Raw genomic sequence first — 21,414 nt, forward strand, 5'->3', positions numbered from 1 at the left:
CCTGAGCGAATGTACCCTGAATGGCTTTGATACCCGGCCATACACCGCCCGAATCCTGCCAGCCTCCACCTGAACCGCCGATCCACTCACCCAAAATGGCCCGTGAAGCGACCAAACGCCGTTCACTCTCGTCCAGACCACCCTCTAGCTGCCGGGTTTGTCCGGTGGCCCGCATAAGCAGGCTAATGATAGAGCCCAGCAAGTTGGTGGAAACCGCAAAGCGGGAGCCTTTCGGAATGTCGTTCACTTTGGTCACAAGCTCGATGCCCATGCCCGGTGCTACAACGCGGGTCAGAATGTCCGCTAGTGACTGATTGGTGCCTTCAAAAGAAGGAGGAATCAGGCCGGAGGCAATAACACCGGCTTTGATCAGACTCAGGTAATCGTTCCCGAAATTGAACAGATCGGCCAGGTCATGAATGTCTTTTGTGGTGTTTAAATCAACGCTGGTCAGGCGTAGCACAGGCTCGGAAATAACCCGTACGTAGCAGTGCAGAGGAGGACGGATATCTTTGTCGCGACCGAAAACGCCGAGGTCAATCGAAATATTAATAACGCGAGCCCCTTCCGGGTAATCCATACCCAGGAAAAAAATATCAGACCAGCCACTGTGGGTCAGGTCCATTCGCACAGAAGTTTGTTCGTGCAGAATAGGGTAGAAAAGGGAGTTGTCCGGGCGCTGCAACAGTTTCGGGTGAATACGTATTGGATGTTCGGTTTGATGACCAACCCGGAACATCCACTGGTTGCCTTTGCTAGACCGAACACTCTTCCGAACCTGATCGGCCAGAATCTGAAAGGATAACTGGTGATAACTATCCGCTAAGGCGCTGAACAAGGCAGCATTAGGCCCCTGTTTTTCGATGTTCTGTAAGAACGTTGCTATTGCCTGTTCGAACCGGCGAGCCAGCAAATCCTCAAAACCGGCATATGGAATTTTACCAATAGACGGGGTTTCTGGAATTTCCATCAGGAAAAAACGAAACCCGGCATATAAAAAAAGAAGCGCTCTAACCTTATCGTATAAATTCGTTGTTGACTTTCTGAATTCATCCACCTCGCGGAGAGCTTTTAAACGGGCGGTAGGGGAGAGATTGCGGCTAAGGTCAAAAAAAGATCGGTTACGTATCAGAGGATCAGCAGACGTAATGGTCTCTATATATACATTCATATCGCCTTCTTAAAGTTATTATAGAGGAATATCGGATTATTGTATTGATAATAAGATATTTATTGAAATTATATTCGTTGTGATTGACGGGTATTGGCTTTAGCCAGAATTTCGACCATCGATGATAGAGTTTCGTCGTGTGCCAATCCGGCCAATCCTAATGCCATTTGGGCACGTAACAGTCCATTCCGTCCGCTCAGATCGTAGCGGTTTCCTTTCACTTCCAGAGCCAGATACGTTTCTGTGTTGGCCAAAGTCTGCAAGGTTGGTGTTAACAGGAGATTACTGGTATTTTGAGCTATCTGTTTCTCAAGAATAGCAAAAACAGTGGGCGTAAATACGTGCATACCAAAGAAGCAGAGGTAATAGCCAACTCGCAGACCCGGTGTTTGCAGTTCAAGCTCGGCGACACTTAGCGATGGCTTCTCAATGATTTTCTCAATCTGATAAACGCCAGCCATATTAGGAACGTTTTTGCCCGTAAGGGTGCCGTAACGGCCAATTTGATGCTCAATGGTGGGATTGACAGCCGATACCGAGCAGTTCTCCTGAGTAGCCAGCTCGATTAACTGAGCAGCACACCGTTTACTGGCAATATTGGAGACGTAGAGGTAGTCGCCCAATAACAGCAGAAACGGTTCATCATTCACAAACTCTTTCGCGCAGTAAACCGCGTGGCCGTAGCCAAGTGGCTCCTTCTGCTCGGCGAACTGAACCCGGCTAATAAGATTGTCGATTTTCTCGGCTTCCTCTTTGGCCCAGTCAACACTTTTATACGACTTAATCAGGTTGTCGCGCAAGGCCGTAAACGCACTAACGTAGCGTTCGCCGTCGCCGGGAGCACATACAACGCAAATTTCTTCAATACCACTCAGGAAAGCCTCTTCGGCAATAGCCTGAATAACGGGCTTGTGTAACCCATCCGTATCAATCACCGGAAGCATTGCCTTCTGAATCGTATCGGCTACCGGATATAAACGTTCTCCGCGAGCGGCTGCGGTAATAACTGCTTTTCTTACTTTCATTGTCAAGGAGTATCAACTGTCGAAGATAAGGGGACGTACCACATCAAACCAAGCCCGCACGCATTTAAGCCGCCAGATCAACGTAATTATTTTGTAAGTCAACAATTTTGGCGATTTGGACAATTCGAGTTTACGTAATTAGGAAGCAAAGTTGCCGTTGTAGTCAGACACTTCTGTTTTCTGACCGGACGTAGAACGTAGCAACTCATCACAATTTTGCTGATTGGAGAATTGACAGCTTTATCCAAACCAACCCTTTAGATCAAAAAAGCCTCTACCGTATAGACGTAGCCAATCTTAGGGGACGAGTAACTGGTGAACCAATAATTTTTAGAAAGAACGTAGGGGGGAGCGACCTGTTACGTGTCATGTCCACAAAATAACAGTGAACAACAACAATTATGTTACTTACCCATTTAATCTACACAGGCATTCTGAGCTTGTTTGTCAGTCTGCCATCGGCAGCTCCTCAGGCGCTGACATATGACGTGATTGTACATAACCGCCCGGTTGGTCAACTCAACGTATCAAAAGCTTCCACCGAAACAGGCATTCACTACCGCGTTGATGCGGATGTTTCGGTGCATCTGCTGGGCGAAAAACGTATGGTTACCCGGTTTACCAGTACGTATCGAAACAATGTGCTGGTCGAGGCCTCTTTCACGGATAAGCTCAACGGTCGAACCAGACATGACGCGCAGATTCGCTGGAATGGTAGCAGCTATGTGATTCGAATTAATGATGCGCATTCGACACTTACAGATCGGCGGGCTACCTATAGCACAGCAAGTTTGTATGACCGGGAGCCCGTGGGCGTACGAGAATTATTTTCGGAACGTTACGGTCAGTTCTGTGCTCTGAAAACGACAGCTGATCATACGTACGAACTGACCCTGCCCGATGGCAAAAAGAATTACTATCGATACGTTAATGGGCGTTGCCATGAGGTAGAAGTGCAGCAACCTTTATTTACGGTTTTCTTCCGGCTCCGCCATGACTGATTTACGATCTTCACAGAGTTATTCAACGACTCGTGCTACGTTAATTACCGGTGCCAGTCGGGGTATTGGCCGGGCTATCGCACAGGAGTGCGCCATGCGAGGACATAACCTGATTTTAGTAGCATTGCCTGGCGAATCAATAGATAGGATAAAGCAGGAATTAATCAACCGATATGCTATTCAGGTATTCACACACGAAACCGACCTGACCAATCTTCAGGCTCCACAACGACTTTACGACTGGTGTCTGGACAACGACCTGACCGTTGATACGTTAATCAATAATGCCGGAATAGGTCAGCAGGGGGCTTTCGAATCGTTGGTCGTATCGGGAAAATTATCGCTGATGCAACTGAATATGCTGGTGCCTGTTAATCTGGTGCATCTGTTTTTGCCAATGCTTCGCCAGCATCCCGTTAGTTATATCCTGAATGTAGGAAGCGTTGCGTCGTTTTCTCCTATTCCTTATAAAAGTCTGTATTCGGCAAGCAAAGCGTTTATCCTGACCTTGTCCCGAGCGTTACGTTACGAATTGCGCCATACATCCGTTCAGGTGAGTTGTTTATGTCCTGGTCCTACGCTGACGAACGAACAAACCCGGCTATACGCTCGGAGTCTCGGCCGAAGCGGAACCTTGCTGGAAATGGCACCTGGGGAAGTGGCCCGCTATGCCGTAGCGGGTATGCTGGCGGGCAGAGAAATTATTGTTCCGGGCTGGAAACATAAACTTGTCGAGATGTTTGCCCGTTACCTGCCTAAAAACTGGACGATTCCGGCGTCCGGTCGGCTCTTTGCGCAAAGTCTATCGTATCGGTAATCGTTTCGATCTGGTTATTTGTATGCTGCCAACGGTTTTAGTGACGGGTGCCAACGGCTTTCTTGGCAATCATCTGGTACGTGAGTTACTTCAGCGCGGCTATCCGGTCAGGGCGTTGGTACGTAATGGCAAACGTTCGCCATTGCTGACCGATTTGCCGATTGAGATCGCTGCGGGCGACGTAACGAATATGGAGGACATGTTGCGAGCAGTTGAAGGATGTGGCTATATTATTCATGCTGCGGCACTGGCGTCGGTTAATCCTGCCCGTTCCCTGGCGCACTGGCGCGTGAATTATCACGGCACAGAAAATGTAGTCTATGCTGCACAACAGGCTAAGGTACACCGGCTCGTTTATGTAGGTACGGCTAATGTGTTTGGTTTTGGATCGTTAGAAACCCCTGGTAATGAGTTGTTTACTTATGTGGGTGATCGCTACGGTCTGGATTATATGGATAGTAAGCGTGCTGCCACCGATTACCTGGTAGGTGAGGCTCAGATGGGGCTGCCGGTGGTACTGGTGCATCCGACATTCATGCTGGGGCCAATGGATAGTAAGCCTACGTCGGGAGCCTTGCTGCTCGAACTGGCGCGAGGTCGGGTACCGGCTTATCCACCAGGGGGCAAAAATTACGTTCATGTCAGGGATGTAGCCGTTGCCACGGTCAACGCTCTGGCAATGGGCCGCCTGGGAGAATCTTATCTGCTGGGTAATGAAAACCTGACGTACCGTGCTGCTTTTGGACTAATGGCCGATGTGCTGAATGTTGTTCCTCCCCGGTTTGCCTTGCCGAGATTGTTGCTTCAACTTTATGGACGGATGAGTGACGTATGGGCAAAGGTCAGTCACCAGATCACTGCCTTCAATGGGCCTATGGCACGAGTTGCCTGTGATGGTCATTACGTTGACTGTTCGAAAGCCATTCAGGAACTGGATCTTCCGCAGACGCCCGTACGCGCAGCCATTCAGGAAGCCGTGGAATGGTTTAGCCAAAACGGATACCTTACTCAGTTGTACGAGACAACTGATAGCGTTACTTCATAAAGTTTTCTGGCCGCTTTAATTAACTAGCCCATCTGTTGGCATAGAAGTGCTGGATTTTTTCGCGGCCCCGTTTAAGCCGCATCTTGACGGCGCTAATGCTTAATCGATGTAGTTTCGCCAGCTCTTCCAGACTCAAGCCCTCTTCATACTTCTGTCGGAGTAATACCTGATCTGTCGGAGACAGTGTGGACAGTGCTTCGTAAGCGAGCTGTATGGCTTCTTCCTGAGTCATTGCTTCTTCTGTATCAGCCAGATGATCGTCCAGCTGCTCATCCAGAGCCGCTGTAGGAAGGCGTTTTGCCAGACGGATCTGATCGGCGCAATAGTTGTAGGCAATGGCGTAAATCCAGGTTGAGAAGCTGGAACGTTGCCGAAAAGAATCCAGATTGTCGAACACTTTAATAAAAATGTCATGTGTGAAATCCTGAGCTTTCTCAGAATCCTTCGTCATAGACAGACATTGGCGATAAACCTGATCGACGTAGCGGTTATAAAGAGTTTCGAAACGATTATCCGCTGGCTGGGGTAGGTATTGACGATTCTTATTTTCGTCAGTATGTACTCCAATCATAGTGCACGTAAATGGTAAGTTTAGTCAAATTCAACTATTTCGTGTATCTACGCTTATTTGTAGTCAATGAGATTTAAAGAAGTCGTAAATAGTAATGAAATTGATTAGACGGTCGCATATACGTAAAGTTAATTGATTGATCTGCTGCTCATTATCCTGAATAGATCAGCTCTGAAATACGCCTTCGATTTTCCGGTTCCGCTCATTCACCGACAGAATACGTGTGTTTACCGATAAGTGATAAAGTCATGCAACGAAACAGGCCTTTCGTGCGCTAATGGAAGAAAGCAGAAGTTACTAACCTGTTTATGAATAAGGACAAACGGATTTCCGTAGTCTACCCACTTATCGATTTTTTCTAATCGTAATTAAACGAATTCTCCTGTCACATGGAACGTAAAGAATTTTTGAAACGCGGATTTGGTAGTTTATTAGGCATTGCGGCCATCGCTCCTGCTGTTAGTGGTTGCAGCAAAACAGAAATTGACCCGACAACCAGTACCGGTAGTAGTACATCGACAGGGTCAACCAATGGCAGTTCGTCCAGTAACTGTACGGTAACCAATAGTGAAACAGAAGGCCCTTTCCCCACCAAAAGCCCGGCTAGTTACGTCCGGAAAGATATCACGGATGGGCAAACCGGGGTGGCGCTCACCATGAATATTACCATAAAAAACGCTACTAGTAGTTGTGCCGCTCTGGCAGGGGCTCTTGTCGACGTCTGGCACTGTGATAAGGCCGGTAATTATTCCGAATACGGCGGAACAGGAATGCAGAGCACGAATTATACAACTGTCCATTTCCTGAGAGGCCGTCAGACAACGGATAGCAATGGTCTGGTTTCGTTTACGTCAATCTTTCCGGGCTGGTATTCAGGTCGGGCCCCCCATGTTCATGTACATATCTATAATGCTTCCGGTAAGTCGTTGCTGGTGACCCAGATTGCCTTTCCGTATGACATTACCAACACAGTTTATACCACTGGCCAGTCCTACGGCTACTCCAAAGGCGCACAGGATACGCTTAATGAAAGAGATAATGTGTTTGGCGATGGTTACACCAATGAGTTAGCTACGCTGTCAGGTAGCCTGGCTGGTGGATATACGCTGACGCATACGATTGTGGTCAGCGCGTAACCAACTGATTTACTGATATATGTTGTCGAAATTGCCTCATCAGTGGGGCAGTTTCGACGTAATGTTATTCTGAATATGGTAAAGGGTCTTATTCATCTGAGTTATCGGAAACTAATTGATGCATCTTCCCAAAAACTGTGGGATAAATACGTGTTCGATGATACGTATATGGAGTTTTACATGCAGGCCCAGTTCTATAATCAGGAAAACAAATACAATACGTTTCAGGAGTTGCTGGATAACGTAGCGAATGCCGACCGATTGCACTACCAGACCAGCACAGCAGCAATCGGCTATATCCGTCAATTGAATGGTATTGTGCCCGACATCACGAATCGCTTAGGAAAACTGTGCCTGCCCTTTACTCTATTCAAATTCGAAATTGTTCAGTCACACGTTCAGAAAAAAGAGGATCATAAAGTAGCCATCCTCTTTTACAGCGAACCCCTGACCTGGCTTGATACAATCGACAGTACGCTGCTGATTGCCTATGGCGACCAGCGCGAAGCCTTACAAGCCGGAAAAGCCATCGATACGGATATGATTACCCTGCAACCTTATCTGAGCGTTTCGTCTTTTCAGCGCGGAGAAACGGCCTAACCGAATTCTATGGAAACCCAAACGCAGGCGCAAATTTATCTGGCCGACCAACGGGGATGCTCCCAGGGCGATTATTTTCAGAGTCATCACAGCTTCAACTTTGGCCGTTACTTCGACGAAACCCGTCAACCCTTTGGCACCCTACGTCTGCTGAATGATGACCTGTTAAAGCCCGGACATGGCGCTCGTATGCAGGTTGAGCAGAATACGCTCGTTGTGGTTATTCCCGTTGTTGGTGGACTTGAGTATAATAGTGAGGTGGGGAATGGGTTTCTGGAAGCCGGACAATCGCAACTTTTTTCGTTAGCCAGTGGTATGGGCTACGACATTATCAATCCGTACGATACTGAATTGATCAACTACGTAGTGATCTGGTTAACAGATACATCGCCTGATTTTACGCCAGGTATCCAGCAGGGACAGTTTGACTTGAGGGTCAAAAACGAGTTGTTGCCGTTAGCTGATTTTAACTATAAAGAAACCAGACAACAACGCGTTTTACGTGGATTTATAGGCCGATATGATGGTCGGCAGGAGGACATTTATCAATTAATTGAACCACAGCCCAGTGGCGTTTTTGTCTTTATCCTAAGCGGAGCCTTCGAAGTGCAGAATCGCCTGCTCCACGAGCGGGACGGCCTGGCTTTGACGAATGTTCAGAATAATACAATTGACTTCGAAGCGCTGTCGAACGATGCGTTGCTGCTGGTATTGGAAGTTTCTCGCTAAAAATTAATCGCCGGGCTATTGTCTCAGAGCGGTCTATGCAATGCCTCTACCGTTACGTTTTGGAAGCTCATCAATTTGCCATTAGCTCACCAGCTGGAAATTGTGTAAAAATTGCTGATTCAGTTGGTAAGCTAATGGCTGTCGATAGGGTTCACTTAAAGCCAAACAGCAGCGGAAAAAGAAAGACAACCACTCCGCTCCATACGCTATAAATCGGCAGGTACAAAGTCATTGACTTACCAACCAGTGAGAGATCGGTTTTTCGAGTCAGAGCGCCCAGAAGCCTTACGCTCATGTATAACAGATGGGAGAGCATTAACAGATTAGCCCCTAAAACGGCTGCCCGATTAGGTGTTATTCCCCATTCTGAGATTCGGAAGAGGACGGCCGATAATGCAATTCCATTAACCACTACCGTTACTGCCGACAACAGAAAAAGAATAAGGACCTGGGTTCGACTTTTGCCTTCTGACGTAGTCTCGGCCACCGAAAAGAAAATAAGGGCCATTACGCCAATCAATAAGGCATTGAAAAGCAGAAGAAACTCCCTGTCACGATACGGGTCTTTACCCGAAAAAATCATAGCCGACAGATAGATCACCAACATGACCAGGGCCACTGGGCTGAATAGACTGGCAATGACGGGCGATACTTTGTTGACTAAGGCTGGCTGAGTCTGAGTAAGGAAAGTGGCCACAATAGGTACAGCAGCTAATCCGCAAATCACTACGTAGTTGAAGTAAACCTGTTGAATGTGCCAGCCAATCAGCTCGAATAACCCGATAGTGAGTCCTGTTGTCAATCCGCCAGCTATCAGTAGCAGAGCGGTCATGACGGCTAACTCACCATTATATCGTAGAAACCCTAACCAGTTTACACCATTTTTTAACCTCCCCCCACCAAACGTAAAGCCTAATAGTGACCATAGCCATAAGGGTAAATGAATGCAGGATAAAATCAACGTATCGGCGGGGCGACCCTGGGGCAGAGCGTTGATATATACGATAGCTATCAGCGTAAATCCAGCCAGCCACGCGCCCGTTTTTCCGGAGATTTTGTTTTTCCAGGCAAAGTAGGTAATCAACAGTGGGAAAACGATAAAGCCGATATTCCGCTGGTAGAAAAACTCTTTATCCAGCGATAGTAAATCCGGCAGCTTAGCCACCAGTGCCGCTAGTAAGGAAGCGGCTATTACAAACATACGTTCGGTAGGCGTGCCCCAGAACAGATCTTCGTGAACGTAGTTTAGCCGTTGGTGCCATCCCTCAGCCAGTAGATTACCCTGTAGTTGCGGATATAGGGAGTTAAAGGTCGTTTTGAAAGTTGTTCTGTTGGTCCAGTATAACTTTTCAAGTTGCCGGGGATTGTCGAGGTTCAGTAAGATTTCGTCGCGCATATAAAATTTGATTTACTAAAAGTACTTTGTTTTTCAAAGTTAAAGCAAAAAATTAAAGAATTTTGTTGGCCAGAACCAGACGCTCCAGCGCGTTCAGATGATTTTTGAAAGCCAAAGTTCCTTGTGCAGTGGCCTGATACTGAGTGCTTGGTTTCCGCCCTACAAACTGCTTTTCGACCTGTAGGTAGCCCGCTTCTTCCAGTGCCCGCAAATGACTGGCAAGATTGCCGTCGGTAAGGTGCAAAGTTTGTTTCAGAAAATTAAAATCGACACGCTCTTCTATCATCAGAACCGACATAATACCCAACCGGACCCGGCTCTCAAAATCCCTGTTAATATAGTTTATATAATCCCTCACATCTGTTAATCAGAACATTAGGTTCAGCATCGCGATCAAATCATTAAAAATCACGTCAAAGGTTCAGTTCTTAGCATGTACCTGTTGCTTCGAGTAGCAAGAAGAAACAGACAACCCAACAGCAGACGTAGCATTCAGATGGTATCCAATATATAACTGTGCAAAATAAAGTACTTTGAAATACAAAGTCAATATTATTTATTACTATACACTAAAAAAAGGCGAAGAAATAGCCAATACGTTTATGGATTTAATTGATAGCCAGTGTGTTGTTAGAGTTCGGTCAATTTCCTGCAATCTCTAAATCTACCACAACAGGAAGGTGGTCAGACGCGTATTGTTCGTCGATCACGCGCGTCGATACGTTTGAGAACGTAGTACTGGGTTTGTACGTAATAAAATCGATCACGCGGTTTGGGTTTTTGACCGGAATAGTAGAGGCACACTCCTGGCAACTCCTGGTAAACGTCTTGTCGAGATACTGAATCACTTTACTATCGGGAAGCGCGTTGAAATCACCAGCCAGAATCATCGGAAGCTTTGAATCGCCAAAATGCTTTACGATCAGCTCGGATTGGATCAGGCGGTTTTCTTCTTTCAAATCGAGGTGAGTGCTGGCGAAAATCACTCGCTTGCCCTTCGCTACCTCTACCGTAATAGCAGCAATCGTCCGAATTTCGCCCCCGAGTGCCGGATCGACGGGCAGCGTATAGCGTACGGATTCCAGAATCGGAAATCGGGATAGAACCGCCACACCATAATCACCCCCCTGATGGTCAATGGCTTTCGAAAAAAAGTAATACGTTAGTCCTGTCTGCCGGGCCAGTTCTTTTGCCTGATCAATACCTTTTCCGGATCGTTCGGTGTTTACGTCGACCTCCTGCAAGGCTACCAGATCCGGCTTCTCGTTTTTAATGACCCGGGCAATGGCCTCAATTTCTATGTTGGTGCCAGCCGATGGCGGATTGCAATGATGAATGTTGTAGGTCATCACCCGAAGTTTTGTGGATTTCTGACCGGGCGGATTCAAACCATGTACATACGTAGTGACGAGTGTGAGAAGCAAATAAGCTAGTGTTTTCATGAGAGTGGGCTAATACGGTCGTTTTTGGAGAGTGTCGGTATTTATTGTTTATCGTGTTACGTTCGGGCTTTTCGGGAGAGCGTGTATTTACCAACCACTTCGCCATCATCACGTATCATTTTCAGATTCAGTTCTTTCGACGTAGCGTGGAGTTTAATCAGTGTACGATTCCCTTCGAGCGGGCCACCGCCAATCACGATAGGATAGTTATGCGTCGAATCGGCGTCGTGCGTAGCGTAACGATGTGTGTGTCCCGAAATCTGCAGATCAATTTTGCCCTTGTTCAGCAACGGCCCGAACACTTCGCGGCAGTGTAACGTACCATGCCAGTCGCCCGAATGATAGGGCGAAATGTGGATAAGTACGACGCGGAATGGTGCTTTCTTAAACTCAGGGCTTTCGATTTCTCTCTCAAGCCATTTTTTCTGGATTTCGCGGTATCGGTCAAAAGCGGACAAACCGCCGTATTCAACACTATCGTCGGTTTTGTCTTCTCCCGAATCCAGAACCACAAAACGTACCGGCCCGCGTGTAAAGGCGTAGTAAAATTTATTGTCGGGGTAGGCGTAATAGCTGGGAATATGGCGCGAAAAACTACCCCGGCATTCATGGTTGCCCTGCGTCAGAATGAACGGCATTTCGGTCGCAAAGATGTCAACACTTGGTTTAATCAGGTGATCGACCATCTGCTGTTCTTCCGTAACCCAGTCGAAACAATCGCCATTGAAGACCACAAAATCGTAATCACGTTTGTTGCCCGTGTAGCCGTGCCGATACAGCAATTGCGGGATAATCTGTGGACGGTCGTGAATATCGTTGAAAATGACCAGTTTAAATTCTTCTTCATTCTCGGCGGGTGTCCTGAAGCCATAGAGCGGGCTGCTGATGGTTTCGCCAAACTCAACCTTCGAGCCTTTGTAGCCTAACACCTCTGTAGAAACAATTTTATATTTATGGGCAGTCCCTGGCTTTAGGCCAGTCAGCGTGATTTTGTTGATCCGATTATTTGCTTCGATGAGGCCGTTCACGTAGCCAAACTCGCGTTTAAACGTATAGTTTCCGTCGCCATATTCTACCCAACTAAAGCAATTTTTGTGGGTAATCCACATGATCGTTACGTCATTGGTTCCCATATTTTGCAGATACGGCCCTACGACAAAATGGTTCTTCTCATCGGCATTTGCTGCGGAAACGGATTCAGCCAGCGTAGCAGTAGCAGGCAAAAGACTCAGTGCCCCGAGCTGGGACATTTTTTCGAGAAACGACCGCCGGTCAGATAGCATAATTGAAAGGAAGGGTTTGCCTCTAAATCCCTTTTTGGGATTTAGAGGGATGATAAATTCACTACGTTACCAGTTTGGGTTCTGCTTCAGATTTGTGTTCAGAAGCAGTTCCTGCGTTGGAATCGGGTACAGATAATCGCGGGTTTCGTTGAACTTCTTGTTAATGTGCCCGTTGACCACAATGTTGCCGCCTTTATTCCCATTTTCGAGCAGGATTTCGCTTCCCAGTTTAAGGACCTGTGCGCCCGCTACGGTTGGCTTTGTTCCTTCATAAATTACCAGATCGACTTTGCCGTTTTTATCCAGATCATAGCTTCCAGGGCCGGGGAAATACATGCCTTTAAATACTTTAGTGAGTAGTTGCCCTTCTTTCCAGCGGATGATATCGTCCCACCGGAAGAAGTTTTCCATCACCAGCTCGATACGTCTCTCCCGACGAATTTCTAGAATAACCCCGGTGTTAGGCCCGCTCAACTGCGTGTATTGCTGGGCCTGGTACGGGTCTGGATTGGCGTTGGCAGCAGCCATATTGATGTTTGGCATACCGACCCGGTCGCGGGTGAGCTTGGTCGATATATCGAGATCAGCCTGGGTTAACGTACCCCGTTCGGCTTTGGCTTCGGCGTAATTCATCAGGACTTCAGCATACCGGAAAATCGGCATATCGGTAATGTCTTTCGTGAACGTATCCCATTTTGGTGCCGAAACGAATTTAATCAACTGATAGCCCGTAACCGTAGCGCCAAATTCAGGAACCAGGGGCGTAGTTTCGCCGATTCGGGTATAGCCGGGCGTCCGAATGGTTTGCGACAAGCGAGGGTCGCGATTCTGGACTTCTTCGGCAAATTGCATCGTTTCGTAGCCCTTGATGTCGGTAAAGCGCGTGCCATCGGCCATCAGGTAGCTATTCACCAGTTTCTTCTCTAATCCCGGTTTTCCATACGATGCAGTCATTGTGTAATAATTCAGGTTATGATATACCTGCAACTCATCGCTGAAATCGCGCGCCAGAATCACCTCGTCGGGAATCGCATTATCCGACGAAAACAGCCGCATATACGCCGTAGAGGGGGTGGCTTTATAAATGGTATAGCCACTGTTTTTCATCAGGTTATCCGATGCGTCGATGCTGGCATCCAGAAACTTATTGGCATCGGGCAGGCTAAATTCAGGATGGTATTTCCTGAACGTCCCTTCGTACAAACCTACTCTGGATTTCAGCGCCAAAGCCGTCCATTTGGTAACTGTATTCAGCTGACGCGACGCATCGAGTACCGAAATGGCGTTGTTGAGATCGGCCATTACTGAATCCATTACCATTGCACGTGGGTCACGGGCTTTGGTCAGTAAGTCTTCGTCGGATACATCGATCGGGCCGCTATACCAGGGTACGTCGCCGAAGCGTTTCACCATGCCAAAGTAAAAATACGCCCGGAAAAACTTCGCCAGCCCATTGTATCTGGCTACGGCTCTTTTGTCGGGACATTTGTTTGAATTGGACAGGAAGTAGTTGATGTTACGTAGCGTTCCCCAACTCCAGCCGCCACCGTTGGTTGGTACGATGCGGGTACCCTGCAGTTCGTCGCGAAGGCTGTTTTTAACGATGTTATCGACATCTTCGTTGTAAACATCCTCGGCCGATGGGAGGGCGTTGTAGAACGAGTTTGTGTATAATAGCAGGTCGTTTTCTGTCTTAAAAAATGTTTCGGGAGAAATGGCATCTTCGGGCAATCGGTTGAGGTCGCACGAGACTAAACCGATGGCAATGGCGATAAAGCTGATTAGTTTTTTCATCTGAATACGTATTGAAATCGATTTAGAACGTAAGGTTAAGGCCAGCAGAAACCGTTTTCGACATGGGGTACGTCCGTCCATTGGTACCGTCGCCGTCAAGCTGTTCGGGATCGATGTATTTGGTACGTAGTGGCGTGAACGTCAGCAAATTCTCACCACTGAAAAATACGCGGACTCTGGAAAGGCGAACCTTCTTGGTTAGTGACTCCGGAAGGGTATAACCAACCACTACGTTCTTCAGACGCAGATAACCTACATTCTGAATGTACCGGTCGTTGGCAGTCCGTAGATCACCACCATCGTTCAGGGCGGTATAGCCACGTAGCAGCGGGAAATAGGCGTCCGGATTTTCAGGTGTCCAGACATCATCCGCAAAATTTTCCGGAATGAACGAGTAATAAGGGCGGGAGTAGGGCCCCCAGAATTTATCCGCATTGTTGCCCGGATACCAGTTTTTGCGCCAGATTCCCTGCGCCAGTACCGATACGTCGAAGCCGTTCCAGGATGCGCCCAGATTCATCCCGTAGCGATAGCGTGCCCGGTCGTTGCCAACAACGATCAGATCGCCATGATTGGCCAGTGTATTGGCTCCCTGGTCGATTTTGCCATTGCCATCCAGATCATTGAATTTAATGTCGCCTGCCTGAAGTTTACTCCATTCGCCGGGGGCGCTCAACCGTTGGCGGTTCACCAGCGTCTGATCGACGGTGTACCCTTGAGCTTCTTCGTTGGTTTTGAAGTAACCCGCCATTGAGTAGCCCCAAATGTCGCCAATAACCTGTCCTTCGTAGCGACTCGACAGAATTTTGTTCGGGTTGTCGTATTTGGTAATCGTTGATTTCGAATCCGACAGCATAAACGTTACGTTGTACGAAAACGGTTTGCCACCTACTTTCAACTGATCACGCCAGCCCAGTGATAACTCAAATCCTTTCGTTTGCAGATCGCCCGCATTCTCGGTCGGGACGCTGGCACCATACACCGACGGCAGCACTTTGCCCGGCACCAGCATGTCAGTTGTGTTCCGTACGTAGGCATCGAACGACAGATTCAATCGGTTTTTCAGCAACGTAGCGTCCAGACCCAGGTTGGTTGTCGTGGCTTTTTCCCAGGTGAGTGTTTCCGAAATCGGATTGGGGCTGTTTACGTAGAAAAGCTTCTGACCATTGGCAATCCAGCTCGATTGCGCCGTTGGCATAATTTCTACATACGGGTAGTAGTTCGACGACGTAGTGTTGTAAGGAACGGCCGTAGAGCCGGGAGGAAGCTGGTTGCCCAACGTACCGTACGAAGCCCGAATTTTGAGGTTATTCACTACGTTACGGGCCGACTCGAAGAATTTCTCTTCGCTGATCCGCCAGCCCGCCGACACCGATGGGAAAAAGCCGTACCGACGTCCTGCGCCAAAGCGAGACGTACCGTCGTAGCGGCCGTTCACCTCAAACAGATACTTGCCGAGATAATCATAATTGGCCCGGAAGAAAGCCCCGAAGAGCGCATACCGGAAGGCGTCGCCCGACGAAAGTTGCTCACCTGTCCCCAGGTTTAGGTCGTTGAGGCTTTCGGAAAGCAGATTCTTGCGCGCACCAAATAACCGCTGGTGTCTGCGGGTCTCGTGGTTCAAACCAGCCGTCACAGCAAAATAATGCTTGCCAAACGTCTGATTGTACGAGGTATATAAGTTGGCCGCCGTTGCCGGATCGAACCAAAGTGTTTTGCGGTACTGATCGACGTTGTAATTGGGCACCGTTGTCAGAATGCCCGGCTGAATGGAGTACTGCGCCACCGCCGACCGATACCAGTCATCAGCAATGTAGAACGAATACGAGAAATTCCCGACCAGATTCCAGTTTTTGGTAAAGTCAATCGTAGCGGAGTTGATGGTGGTTAGTTCGTGCACTTTCTTTTCGCCACCGGCTACGCCTTTCAGCAGATTGGCAAACAAGCCATCGCCAATTGAGTAGTTGTTTTTCAACGTGTTATACGTAGCAGTGCCATCGGGGTTAAGCGGTGCGTAGGCAGGCAGCGCGTGTACCGTAATGGCTACGAAGTTGGCATTGGCCCCACCTTCCAGCCCCGGGTAGGTGTATCTCGAATCGAAATACTGCGTATTGTTGCTTACTTTGAGCCAGGGCGTCAGTTGCGCATTGATTTTGCTACGTAGCGTGTACGACGTAAACTTATCGGTATTGATGCGCATAATTCCATCTTTCTCAAAAACGGAGCCCGACAGAAAGTAATTGATTTTATCGGTACCACCCGAGAGGTTCAGGTTGTGCTGCTTCGATGGCTCAGTCATTACAAACAGCGTGTTCCACCAGTCGTAGTTACCGTAGTAATTATAGATGTCTTTGCCGTTTACGTTCTTCACCACCGTCCAGGGCCGGGACGGATCTTCGACTTTATCGTATCGGCGGGCCTCCAGTTCTTTATAATCTTCCTGCGAATAGCGCGTGTAGCTGTTGCCCGTCGCGCGGATAAACGCTTCGTCGTTCAGCATCACACTTTCGTACCCATTGGTCATAAACTTGGTGCTTACCGTGGGTGTCGACCAGCCGAAGTTGTTGCTGTAGTCGATAGTTGTTTTTCCGTTCTTGGCCGTTTTGGTCGTTACCAGAATAACCCCGAACGCACCACGAGCGCCGTAAATAGCCGAAGCAGCGGCATCTTTCAGTACCGAAACCGACTCAACGTCGTTGGGATTGATTCGGTTAATGTCGCCCGGCACACCATCGATGAGTACCAGCGGAGCACCCCCATTGATCGAGGTTTCGCCCCGTACGTTCAGGTTTCCGCCCTGCCCCGGCTGCCCCGTACTGAACGTAATGTTCAGGTTCGGCACCATCCCCTGCAAAATCTGCGACATGTTGTTCAGCGGCCGGTTTTCGAGTTCTTTGGCCTGTACCTGCGTAACGGCACCCGTCAGGTTCACTTTTTTCTGCGTCCCGTAGCCTACCACGACCAGTTCTTCGAGCGTCTTGTTATCGGCCGTTAACGTAACGTTGATGCTGGAGCGATTCCCTACGGCTACCTCCTGCGATACGTACCCAACGAAGCTGAAAACCAGTACGGCCGAAGCGTTTGGAACCGTAATTTCGTAGGCGCCGTTGCCGTCAGTTGTTGTTCCGCGTGTGGTGCCTTTGATCACGACACTTACACCCGCCAGCGCGCCCTGGCCATCGGCTGCCGTAACTGTGCCTTTCAGCCGAATGTCGGCCGCTGCTACGTTCACCACAGGCCGGGCTTTCAGTTCATCCAGAAAACTCGACTGTTTCGCATTTTTTTCGCGGGCCAGCACAATCTGCTCATTAATCAGCCGGTACGTAATGCCCCGGGGCGTCAGTAGCTGATCGAGAATTTTTGATAGTTTTTGATTATTCTCATCAATCGACACCTGTTCTTTCAGTGAAATCCGGCTGCTATAGACAAATCGGGTGTTTACTTTTTCCTGAATCTGATCCAGGGCTTCTTTGAGCGTTACGTTGCTAAGATGAAGTGTAACATCCTTACTCAGAATCGATTGTGCCGCTATTTCTCTGGCGTTGGCCATACCGACCAGGAGCACAGACAACAGGCACTGAAGTAATCCGCATCGCATAATCTTTCGCCAGTCAACGGACTTGTTAAGGAGTGATTTTTGCATAATTTTGATGGTCAGATGGTTTGTCACTGTTTGATAAATCATCCTTTCGTTCGGTGGTACGAATGCAGAAAAGGATGGTAGTTGGGCCGGGGTGGTGGTACACGCCCGGCTTTTTTAGTTATAGCATCAGGTAGTTTTGAGCATAGCTGCGTTTGGGGTTTTGAGGTTTACACATAAGGTTAGATGCGCACTACGTTGAGTCACTACGTTATTCACAGGGTATACCGTCAATTAGGATCGTGTTGCCCGTCATTGTGTACGTTACATCCAGCGCCGTGCAGAGCATTTCCATAATGGTGGGTAAAGCCTGATGCTCAAAATCGGCGCTTACGCGGCAGGAGGTGAGTTTTGGGTTCGTTAATCGGAAGGTTACGTGGTAGCGCTTCTGGAGTTTATCAATGACCTGATCCAGCGGTGCGTTGTCGAACACAACCGTAATGGGTTCGTACATCTCCTTTTTGATCTGGGCTGGAACAGGGGCCGCTACCAGCCGCTTCGACTCGATTTCGAAGGTGGCCTGCTGCTGTGGCTTCAGAATAACCTGCTGTTCATTCTGGTCCCGGTCGGGCGCGCTCACCTGCACCCGGCCCGTTACAACGGCAATCTGGAAAACCTTCCGGCTGTTCAGTGCTTTTACGTTGAAGCTGGTTCCGAGTACTTTAATGGTCATTTCGCCACTTTGAATATAGAAAGGAGCGTGTTTGTCTTTCCGGACATCGAAGAATCCTTCGCCCGAAAACGCAACCTGCCGTTTGTCAGTATCAAATTTCTTCGGATACGTAATGGCCGCGCCCGCGTGCATCCAGACTGAACTTCCGTCGGGCAGGGTGTGCATAACCGGCCGTGCCTGCTGATTGACGTAGCGAATCGTATTTACTGCATCCGGCAGGCCAGATGGCTGACTGGCCGTTTGGTTGAGGGCGGTGGTGGGGTTAGCCCAGTTCTGATACGTTACGTAGAAGCCAATTATCAGCAGAACCGAAGCCGCAAGTCCGGCAGCCCAGCCCCACGAAATCCGCCTGACAACAGGTTGGTGACCCATGCCTAGATTATCCTGTATCGTAGCAAACGTTTCGTTCTGTAGCTGGCGTTGTTCCGTTTCGGGGAGTGAACTTAGAAAATCAGAATCTCCGTGCAGCGATGCATACCAGGCTTCGACCTGCTGTTTTTCCTGATCGGTACACTCGTTCCGAAGGTATTTATCCAGTAAATCAGGCGCGATAGGCGGGGGCTTCATGGCTTAAGAGGTAGTGTATACTGCTTAAGTCGCATGCCAGCGTGATAACCCTTACTCGGATTTGAAAAAAAGTGAAGAAATGTATAAGCGATAGAATAAGTGAGCGAAACCCGCTGAGGTTCAGTCCAGAAAGTTGATCAGATATACGAGTGCATAGGCATAGTGCTCTCTGAGATACTCTCTTAGCAAACGTAGCGCCTTAGTGATATGCTGCTCAACGGTTTTTTCTGAAATGGTTAGTTGCTGAGCGATTTCCCGGTTCGATTGCCCTTTGCGACTCGATAAAAAAACTTCCCTGCATTTAGGCGGCAGCAGCTGAAGACCCTGCTCGTAACGCTGTTGCAGATCGGCCATAAGGAGTGGCTGGTCCGTCGGCTCCGTAGAAACCTCGCGTTGAACTTCCCATTGACTGTAATAGTGCTGGCGAGTGTATTCTTTACGGTAATGCGAAATGATCAGATTTTTGGCGCTGGCGAATAAATAAGCGCGGCTGACCTGAATGGTGTTGATATGGCGTTGTTTCCAGATGCTAATAAATAATTCCTGTACAATTTCCTGCGCGGCAAACCGATCGTTTACCTTGCTGAAAACGTAGTTGAATAAAAGCCGAAAATCGCGGTCGTACAGCGCAGTAAACGCTTTTTCATCGTTAACCTCGCTGGTTAGGCCCGAAGGATTTTCATCGGAATAGGTGGTAAACGTGACGCTCATAACCTGATTCACTTACGTCGATTCGAGTGATCTTTTTTTTGCAAAATTCAGTCAGCTTTTACGTTTAATCACTCCATAGTCAGTTAAGTAATCGTGCGCTTTTTTATACTAATGATAACAAATTTTTAATAGATACTTTACTGTCTCTTTCTGTGGTGAATGGTACTATTTAAATAAAATATCGCGTTTTTGTATTAATTTATTGGATTATATGGACAAGGTTTAAAAATATTTGCGGCTCAGCCAGGGGTTGGTTGTCTTACTGTATTGAAACCCAATGCTGCGGAGTCTGCCAGCAGCTCTGTACTTCCGGACAGATAACTACGAAACCCAGCTCCTTTTATGAATTTATTAGCTTGCCTAATCTGCTGACGCTTTCCGCTTTTAATCTACATTCTGCAAATTGGTTGTAATACCCGCCAGATTTCTATTCCTTCTACATGAAAAAACTGTTTTTTCTCGTTTGTCTAATTGCTTTCTCGCAGGCTGTCTTGAGCCAGACACTCTCTCCGACTCAGTCGATCACCTTCACCGTTTCGCAGGATGGAAGCGGCAATTATAAAACCATTCAGGAAGCTGTCAACAACTTCCGTGATCACATGCAGGTGCGTGTTACGTTGTATGTGAAAAACGGTACGTATGCCGAAAAACTCGTCATTCCTTCCTGGAAACCTAATATTCACATCATTGGCGAAAGCAAGGAGGGCGTGATTATTACGGGTGATGATTATTCGGGGAAAGCGTATCCCGGCGGTAAAGACTGGACCGGCAACAGCAAATTCAGTACGTATACGTCCTACGTCGTTTTGGTCGATGCACCGGATGTTATTCTGGAAAACCTGACGATACGTAACACCGCTGGTCGGGTAGGGCAGGCTGTAGCGTTACACGTTGAAGGCGACCGATTTGTCTGCAAAAACTGTGTTTTGCTGGGCAATCAGGATACACTCTACGCAGCCGCCGAAGGAAGCCGGCAGTATTACGAAAACTGCTACATTGAAGGTACAACTGATTTTATTTTCGGAAAATCGATTGCTGTATTCCAGTCATGTACCATCAAAAACCTGTCGGATTCGTTCATTACCGCAGCTGCTACGCCCGCCTATCAGCAATACGGCTTTGTCTTCTTCGACTGTAAACTCATTGCCGACCCATCCGTCAAAAAAGCGTACTTGGGCCGTCCATGGCGACCACAGGCCAAAACGGTTTTCATACGTAGCGAAATCGGTGATCATATCCTGCCAGCGGGTTGGGACAATTGGGGAAATGCAGACAACGAAAAAACGGTGCTCTACGCCGAATACGGCAGTACGGGCCCTGGCGGCACTACATCGAAACGGGCTGGTTGGTCGAAACAGCTTTCAGCAAAAGACGCTAAACAATACACACTGACGAACATCTTTTCTGCTCAATCAGCCTGGAACCCTAAGGCTAACTAATCTCGCTGTTATGAATTCGTTACCATTCGTTGGTTTGCTGTGTCTGTCAACGCTTTCAGCGGTTGCACAGACGGCCAAACCGAAAGTTACTACGTTACCTGCTCCAGCGCCCTACGTATCGAAAGTATGGGTGTCGGATCTGGGAAATGGTACGTATAAAAACCCGGTGCTGAATGCCGATTATTCTGATCCGGATGCATGTCGGGCAGGGGATGATTTTTACATGGTTGCGTCAAGTTTCGATGCGATTCCGGGTTTGCCTATTTTGCATTCAAAAGATCTGGTGAACTGGACGCTCATTGGCCATGCGCTAAAACGTCAGCCGCCGTTCGAACATTTCGAGAAAACGCAGCACGGCAACGGCATTTGGGCTC

At 48.2% G+C, this 21,414-nt stretch carries 18 protein-coding genes and 1 pseudogene; 8 read left to right on the forward strand and 11 right to left on the reverse strand.

Annotated elements, in window-relative coordinates; all coding sequences use genetic code 11:
• Positions 1 to 1,171, reverse strand: a pseudogene (locus ACOJS8_RS21240) (UTP--glucose-1-phosphate uridylyltransferase); the annotation flags it as partial.
• A 68-nt stretch (positions 1,172 to 1,239) separates the two neighbouring features.
• Positions 1,240 to 2,196, reverse strand: coding sequence for a UTP--glucose-1-phosphate uridylyltransferase (locus ACOJS8_RS21245; protein ID WP_420150559.1), 957 nt, complete (start codon positions 2,194 to 2,196; stop codon positions 1,240 to 1,242).
• Positions 2,197 to 2,597: 401 nt separating this feature from the next.
• Between ACOJS8_RS21245 and ACOJS8_RS21250 the strand changes: the two genes are divergently transcribed.
• From ACOJS8_RS21250 to ACOJS8_RS21260, 3 genes are read left to right on the forward strand one after another with little or no spacing between them, the layout of a single operon-like run.
• Entirely contained in the window at positions 2,598 to 3,197 is a 600-nt protein-coding gene (locus ACOJS8_RS21250; protein ID WP_420150560.1) for a DUF6134 family protein, read from the forward strand.
• Positions 3,190 to 4,014, forward strand: a complete 825-nt coding sequence (locus ACOJS8_RS21255; protein ID WP_420150561.1) for an SDR family NAD(P)-dependent oxidoreductase — start codon at positions 3,190 to 3,192, stop codon at positions 4,012 to 4,014. Before ACOJS8_RS21250 ends, ACOJS8_RS21255 begins: the two co-directional genes overlap by 8 nt.
• Entirely contained in the window at positions 3,989 to 5,059 is a 1,071-nt protein-coding gene (locus ACOJS8_RS21260; RefSeq protein WP_420150562.1) for an NAD-dependent epimerase/dehydratase family protein, read from the forward strand. The genes ACOJS8_RS21255 and ACOJS8_RS21260 overlap by 26 nt, the downstream gene beginning before the upstream one ends.
• 19 nt (positions 5,060 to 5,078) lie before the next feature.
• Here ACOJS8_RS21260 and ACOJS8_RS21265 read toward each other — a convergent pair whose 3' ends face one another.
• On the reverse strand, positions 5,079 to 5,630 hold the full coding sequence (locus tag ACOJS8_RS21265) for an RNA polymerase sigma factor (RefSeq protein ID WP_420150563.1): 552 nt from the start codon (positions 5,628 to 5,630) through the stop codon (positions 5,079 to 5,081).
• 389 nt (positions 5,631 to 6,019) lie between these two features.
• On the opposite strand from ACOJS8_RS21265, the gene ACOJS8_RS21270 reads away from it, so the two are divergent.
• The 3 genes from ACOJS8_RS21270 (at position 6,020) to ACOJS8_RS21280 (ending at position 8,095) form a co-directional block, all read left to right on the forward strand.
• Entirely contained in the window at positions 6,020 to 6,766 is a 747-nt protein-coding gene (locus ACOJS8_RS21270) for an intradiol ring-cleavage dioxygenase (protein WP_420150564.1), read from the forward strand.
• A gap of 75 nt (positions 6,767 to 6,841) precedes the next feature.
• Entirely contained in the window at positions 6,842 to 7,366 is a 525-nt protein-coding gene (locus ACOJS8_RS21275) for a hypothetical protein (RefSeq protein ID WP_420150565.1), read from the forward strand.
• A gap of 9 nt (positions 7,367 to 7,375) precedes the next feature.
• The gene (locus ACOJS8_RS21280) at positions 7,376 to 8,095 is read left to right on the forward strand and encodes a pirin (protein WP_420150566.1); all 720 of its coding nucleotides are present in this window, start codon (positions 7,376 to 7,378) and stop codon (positions 8,093 to 8,095) included.
• A gap of 151 nt (positions 8,096 to 8,246) precedes the next feature.
• On the opposite strand, the gene ACOJS8_RS21285 is transcribed toward ACOJS8_RS21280, so the two are convergent.
• The 8 genes from ACOJS8_RS21285 to ACOJS8_RS21320 all read right to left on the reverse strand — a co-directional run bounded on the left by ACOJS8_RS21285 (position 8,247) and on the right by ACOJS8_RS21320 (position 19,601).
• Positions 8,247 to 9,491: a hypothetical protein gene (locus tag ACOJS8_RS21285; RefSeq protein WP_420150567.1), complete on the reverse strand. Its 1,245-nt coding sequence runs from the start codon at positions 9,489 to 9,491 to the stop codon at positions 8,247 to 8,249.
• 52 nt (positions 9,492 to 9,543) lie between these two features.
• A complete protein-coding gene (locus tag ACOJS8_RS21290) occupies positions 9,544 to 9,849 on the reverse strand; it encodes a winged helix-turn-helix domain-containing protein (protein WP_420150568.1) in 306 nt (101 codons plus the stop codon).
• Between the two features lie 283 nt (positions 9,850 to 10,132).
• Positions 10,133 to 10,933, reverse strand: a complete 801-nt coding sequence (locus ACOJS8_RS21295) for an endonuclease/exonuclease/phosphatase family protein (protein WP_420150569.1) — start codon at positions 10,931 to 10,933, stop codon at positions 10,133 to 10,135.
• A 56-nt stretch (positions 10,934 to 10,989) separates the two neighbouring features.
• Complete coding sequence (locus tag ACOJS8_RS21300; protein ID WP_420150570.1) at positions 10,990 to 12,183, reverse strand: metallophosphoesterase; 1,194 nt, start codon at positions 12,181 to 12,183, stop codon at positions 10,990 to 10,992.
• 99 nt (positions 12,184 to 12,282) lie between these two features.
• A complete protein-coding gene (locus tag ACOJS8_RS21305) occupies positions 12,283 to 14,010 on the reverse strand; it encodes a RagB/SusD family nutrient uptake outer membrane protein (protein WP_420150571.1) in 1,728 nt (575 codons plus the stop codon).
• A 22-nt stretch (positions 14,011 to 14,032) separates the two neighbouring features.
• Positions 14,033 to 17,653, reverse strand: a complete 3,621-nt coding sequence (locus ACOJS8_RS21310) for a TonB-dependent receptor (protein ID WP_420150572.1) — start codon at positions 17,651 to 17,653, stop codon at positions 14,033 to 14,035.
• Positions 17,654 to 17,861: 208 nt separating this feature from the next.
• Positions 17,862 to 18,890, reverse strand: coding sequence for a FecR family protein (locus ACOJS8_RS21315; RefSeq protein WP_420150573.1), 1,029 nt, complete (start codon positions 18,888 to 18,890; stop codon positions 17,862 to 17,864).
• A 120-nt stretch (positions 18,891 to 19,010) separates the two neighbouring features.
• The gene (locus ACOJS8_RS21320; protein ID WP_420150574.1) at positions 19,011 to 19,601 is read right to left on the reverse strand and encodes an RNA polymerase sigma-70 factor; all 591 of its coding nucleotides are present in this window, start codon (positions 19,599 to 19,601) and stop codon (positions 19,011 to 19,013) included.
• A 440-nt stretch (positions 19,602 to 20,041) separates the two neighbouring features.
• Between ACOJS8_RS21320 and ACOJS8_RS21325 the strand changes: the two genes are divergently transcribed.
• Entirely contained in the window at positions 20,042 to 21,040 is a 999-nt protein-coding gene (locus ACOJS8_RS21325) for a pectinesterase family protein (protein WP_420150575.1), read from the forward strand.
• Between the two features lie 10 nt (positions 21,041 to 21,050).
• Positions 21,051 to 21,414, forward strand: a 364-nt coding sequence (locus tag ACOJS8_RS21330; protein ID WP_420150576.1) for a family 43 glycosylhydrolase, incomplete at its 3' end; no start/stop codon positions are given.

It is taken from the genome of Spirosoma sp., from assembly GCF_048594605.1.
Taxonomy (GTDB): domain Bacteria; phylum Bacteroidota; class Bacteroidia; order Cytophagales; family Spirosomataceae; genus Spirosoma.

What these genes read in the sequence shown, in the direction of transcription:
- ACOJS8_RS21245 (WP_420150559.1), bottom strand. Translation starts at nt 2,196, where the DNA reads ATGAAAGTAAGAAAAGCAGTTATTACCGCAGCCGCTCGCGGAGAACGT.
- ACOJS8_RS21315 (WP_420150573.1), bottom strand. Translation starts at nt 18,890, where the DNA reads ATGAAGCCCCCGCCTATCGCGCCTGATTTACTGGATAAATACCTTCGG.
- ACOJS8_RS21320 (WP_420150574.1), bottom strand. Translation starts at nt 19,601, where the DNA reads ATGAGCGTCACGTTTACCACCTATTCCGATGAAAATCCTTCGGGCCTA.
- ACOJS8_RS21300 (WP_420150570.1), bottom strand. Translation starts at nt 12,183, where the DNA reads ATGTCCCAGCTCGGGGCACTGAGTCTTTTGCCTGCTACTGCTACGCTG.
- ACOJS8_RS21255 (WP_420150561.1), top strand. Translation starts at nt 3,190, where the DNA reads ATGACTGATTTACGATCTTCACAGAGTTATTCAACGACTCGTGCTACG.
- ACOJS8_RS21310 (WP_420150572.1), bottom strand. Translation starts at nt 17,653, where the DNA reads ATGCAAAAATCACTCCTTAACAAGTCCGTTGACTGGCGAAAGATTATG.
- ACOJS8_RS21295 (WP_420150569.1), bottom strand. Translation starts at nt 10,933, where the DNA reads ATGAAAACACTAGCTTATTTGCTTCTCACACTCGTCACTACGTATGTA.
- ACOJS8_RS21285 (WP_420150567.1), bottom strand. Translation starts at nt 9,491, where the DNA reads ATGCGCGACGAAATCTTACTGAACCTCGACAATCCCCGGCAACTTGAA.
- ACOJS8_RS21305 (WP_420150571.1), bottom strand. Translation starts at nt 14,010, where the DNA reads ATGAAAAAACTAATCAGCTTTATCGCCATTGCCATCGGTTTAGTCTCG.
- ACOJS8_RS21250 (WP_420150560.1), top strand. Translation starts at nt 2,598, where the DNA reads ATGTTACTTACCCATTTAATCTACACAGGCATTCTGAGCTTGTTTGTC.
- ACOJS8_RS21275 (WP_420150565.1), top strand. Translation starts at nt 6,842, where the DNA reads ATGGTAAAGGGTCTTATTCATCTGAGTTATCGGAAACTAATTGATGCA.
- ACOJS8_RS21270 (WP_420150564.1), top strand. Translation starts at nt 6,020, where the DNA reads ATGGAACGTAAAGAATTTTTGAAACGCGGATTTGGTAGTTTATTAGGC.
- ACOJS8_RS21325 (WP_420150575.1), top strand. Translation starts at nt 20,042, where the DNA reads ATGAAAAAACTGTTTTTTCTCGTTTGTCTAATTGCTTTCTCGCAGGCT.
- ACOJS8_RS21265 (WP_420150563.1), bottom strand. Translation starts at nt 5,630, where the DNA reads ATGATTGGAGTACATACTGACGAAAATAAGAATCGTCAATACCTACCC.
- ACOJS8_RS21280 (WP_420150566.1), top strand. Translation starts at nt 7,376, where the DNA reads ATGGAAACCCAAACGCAGGCGCAAATTTATCTGGCCGACCAACGGGGA.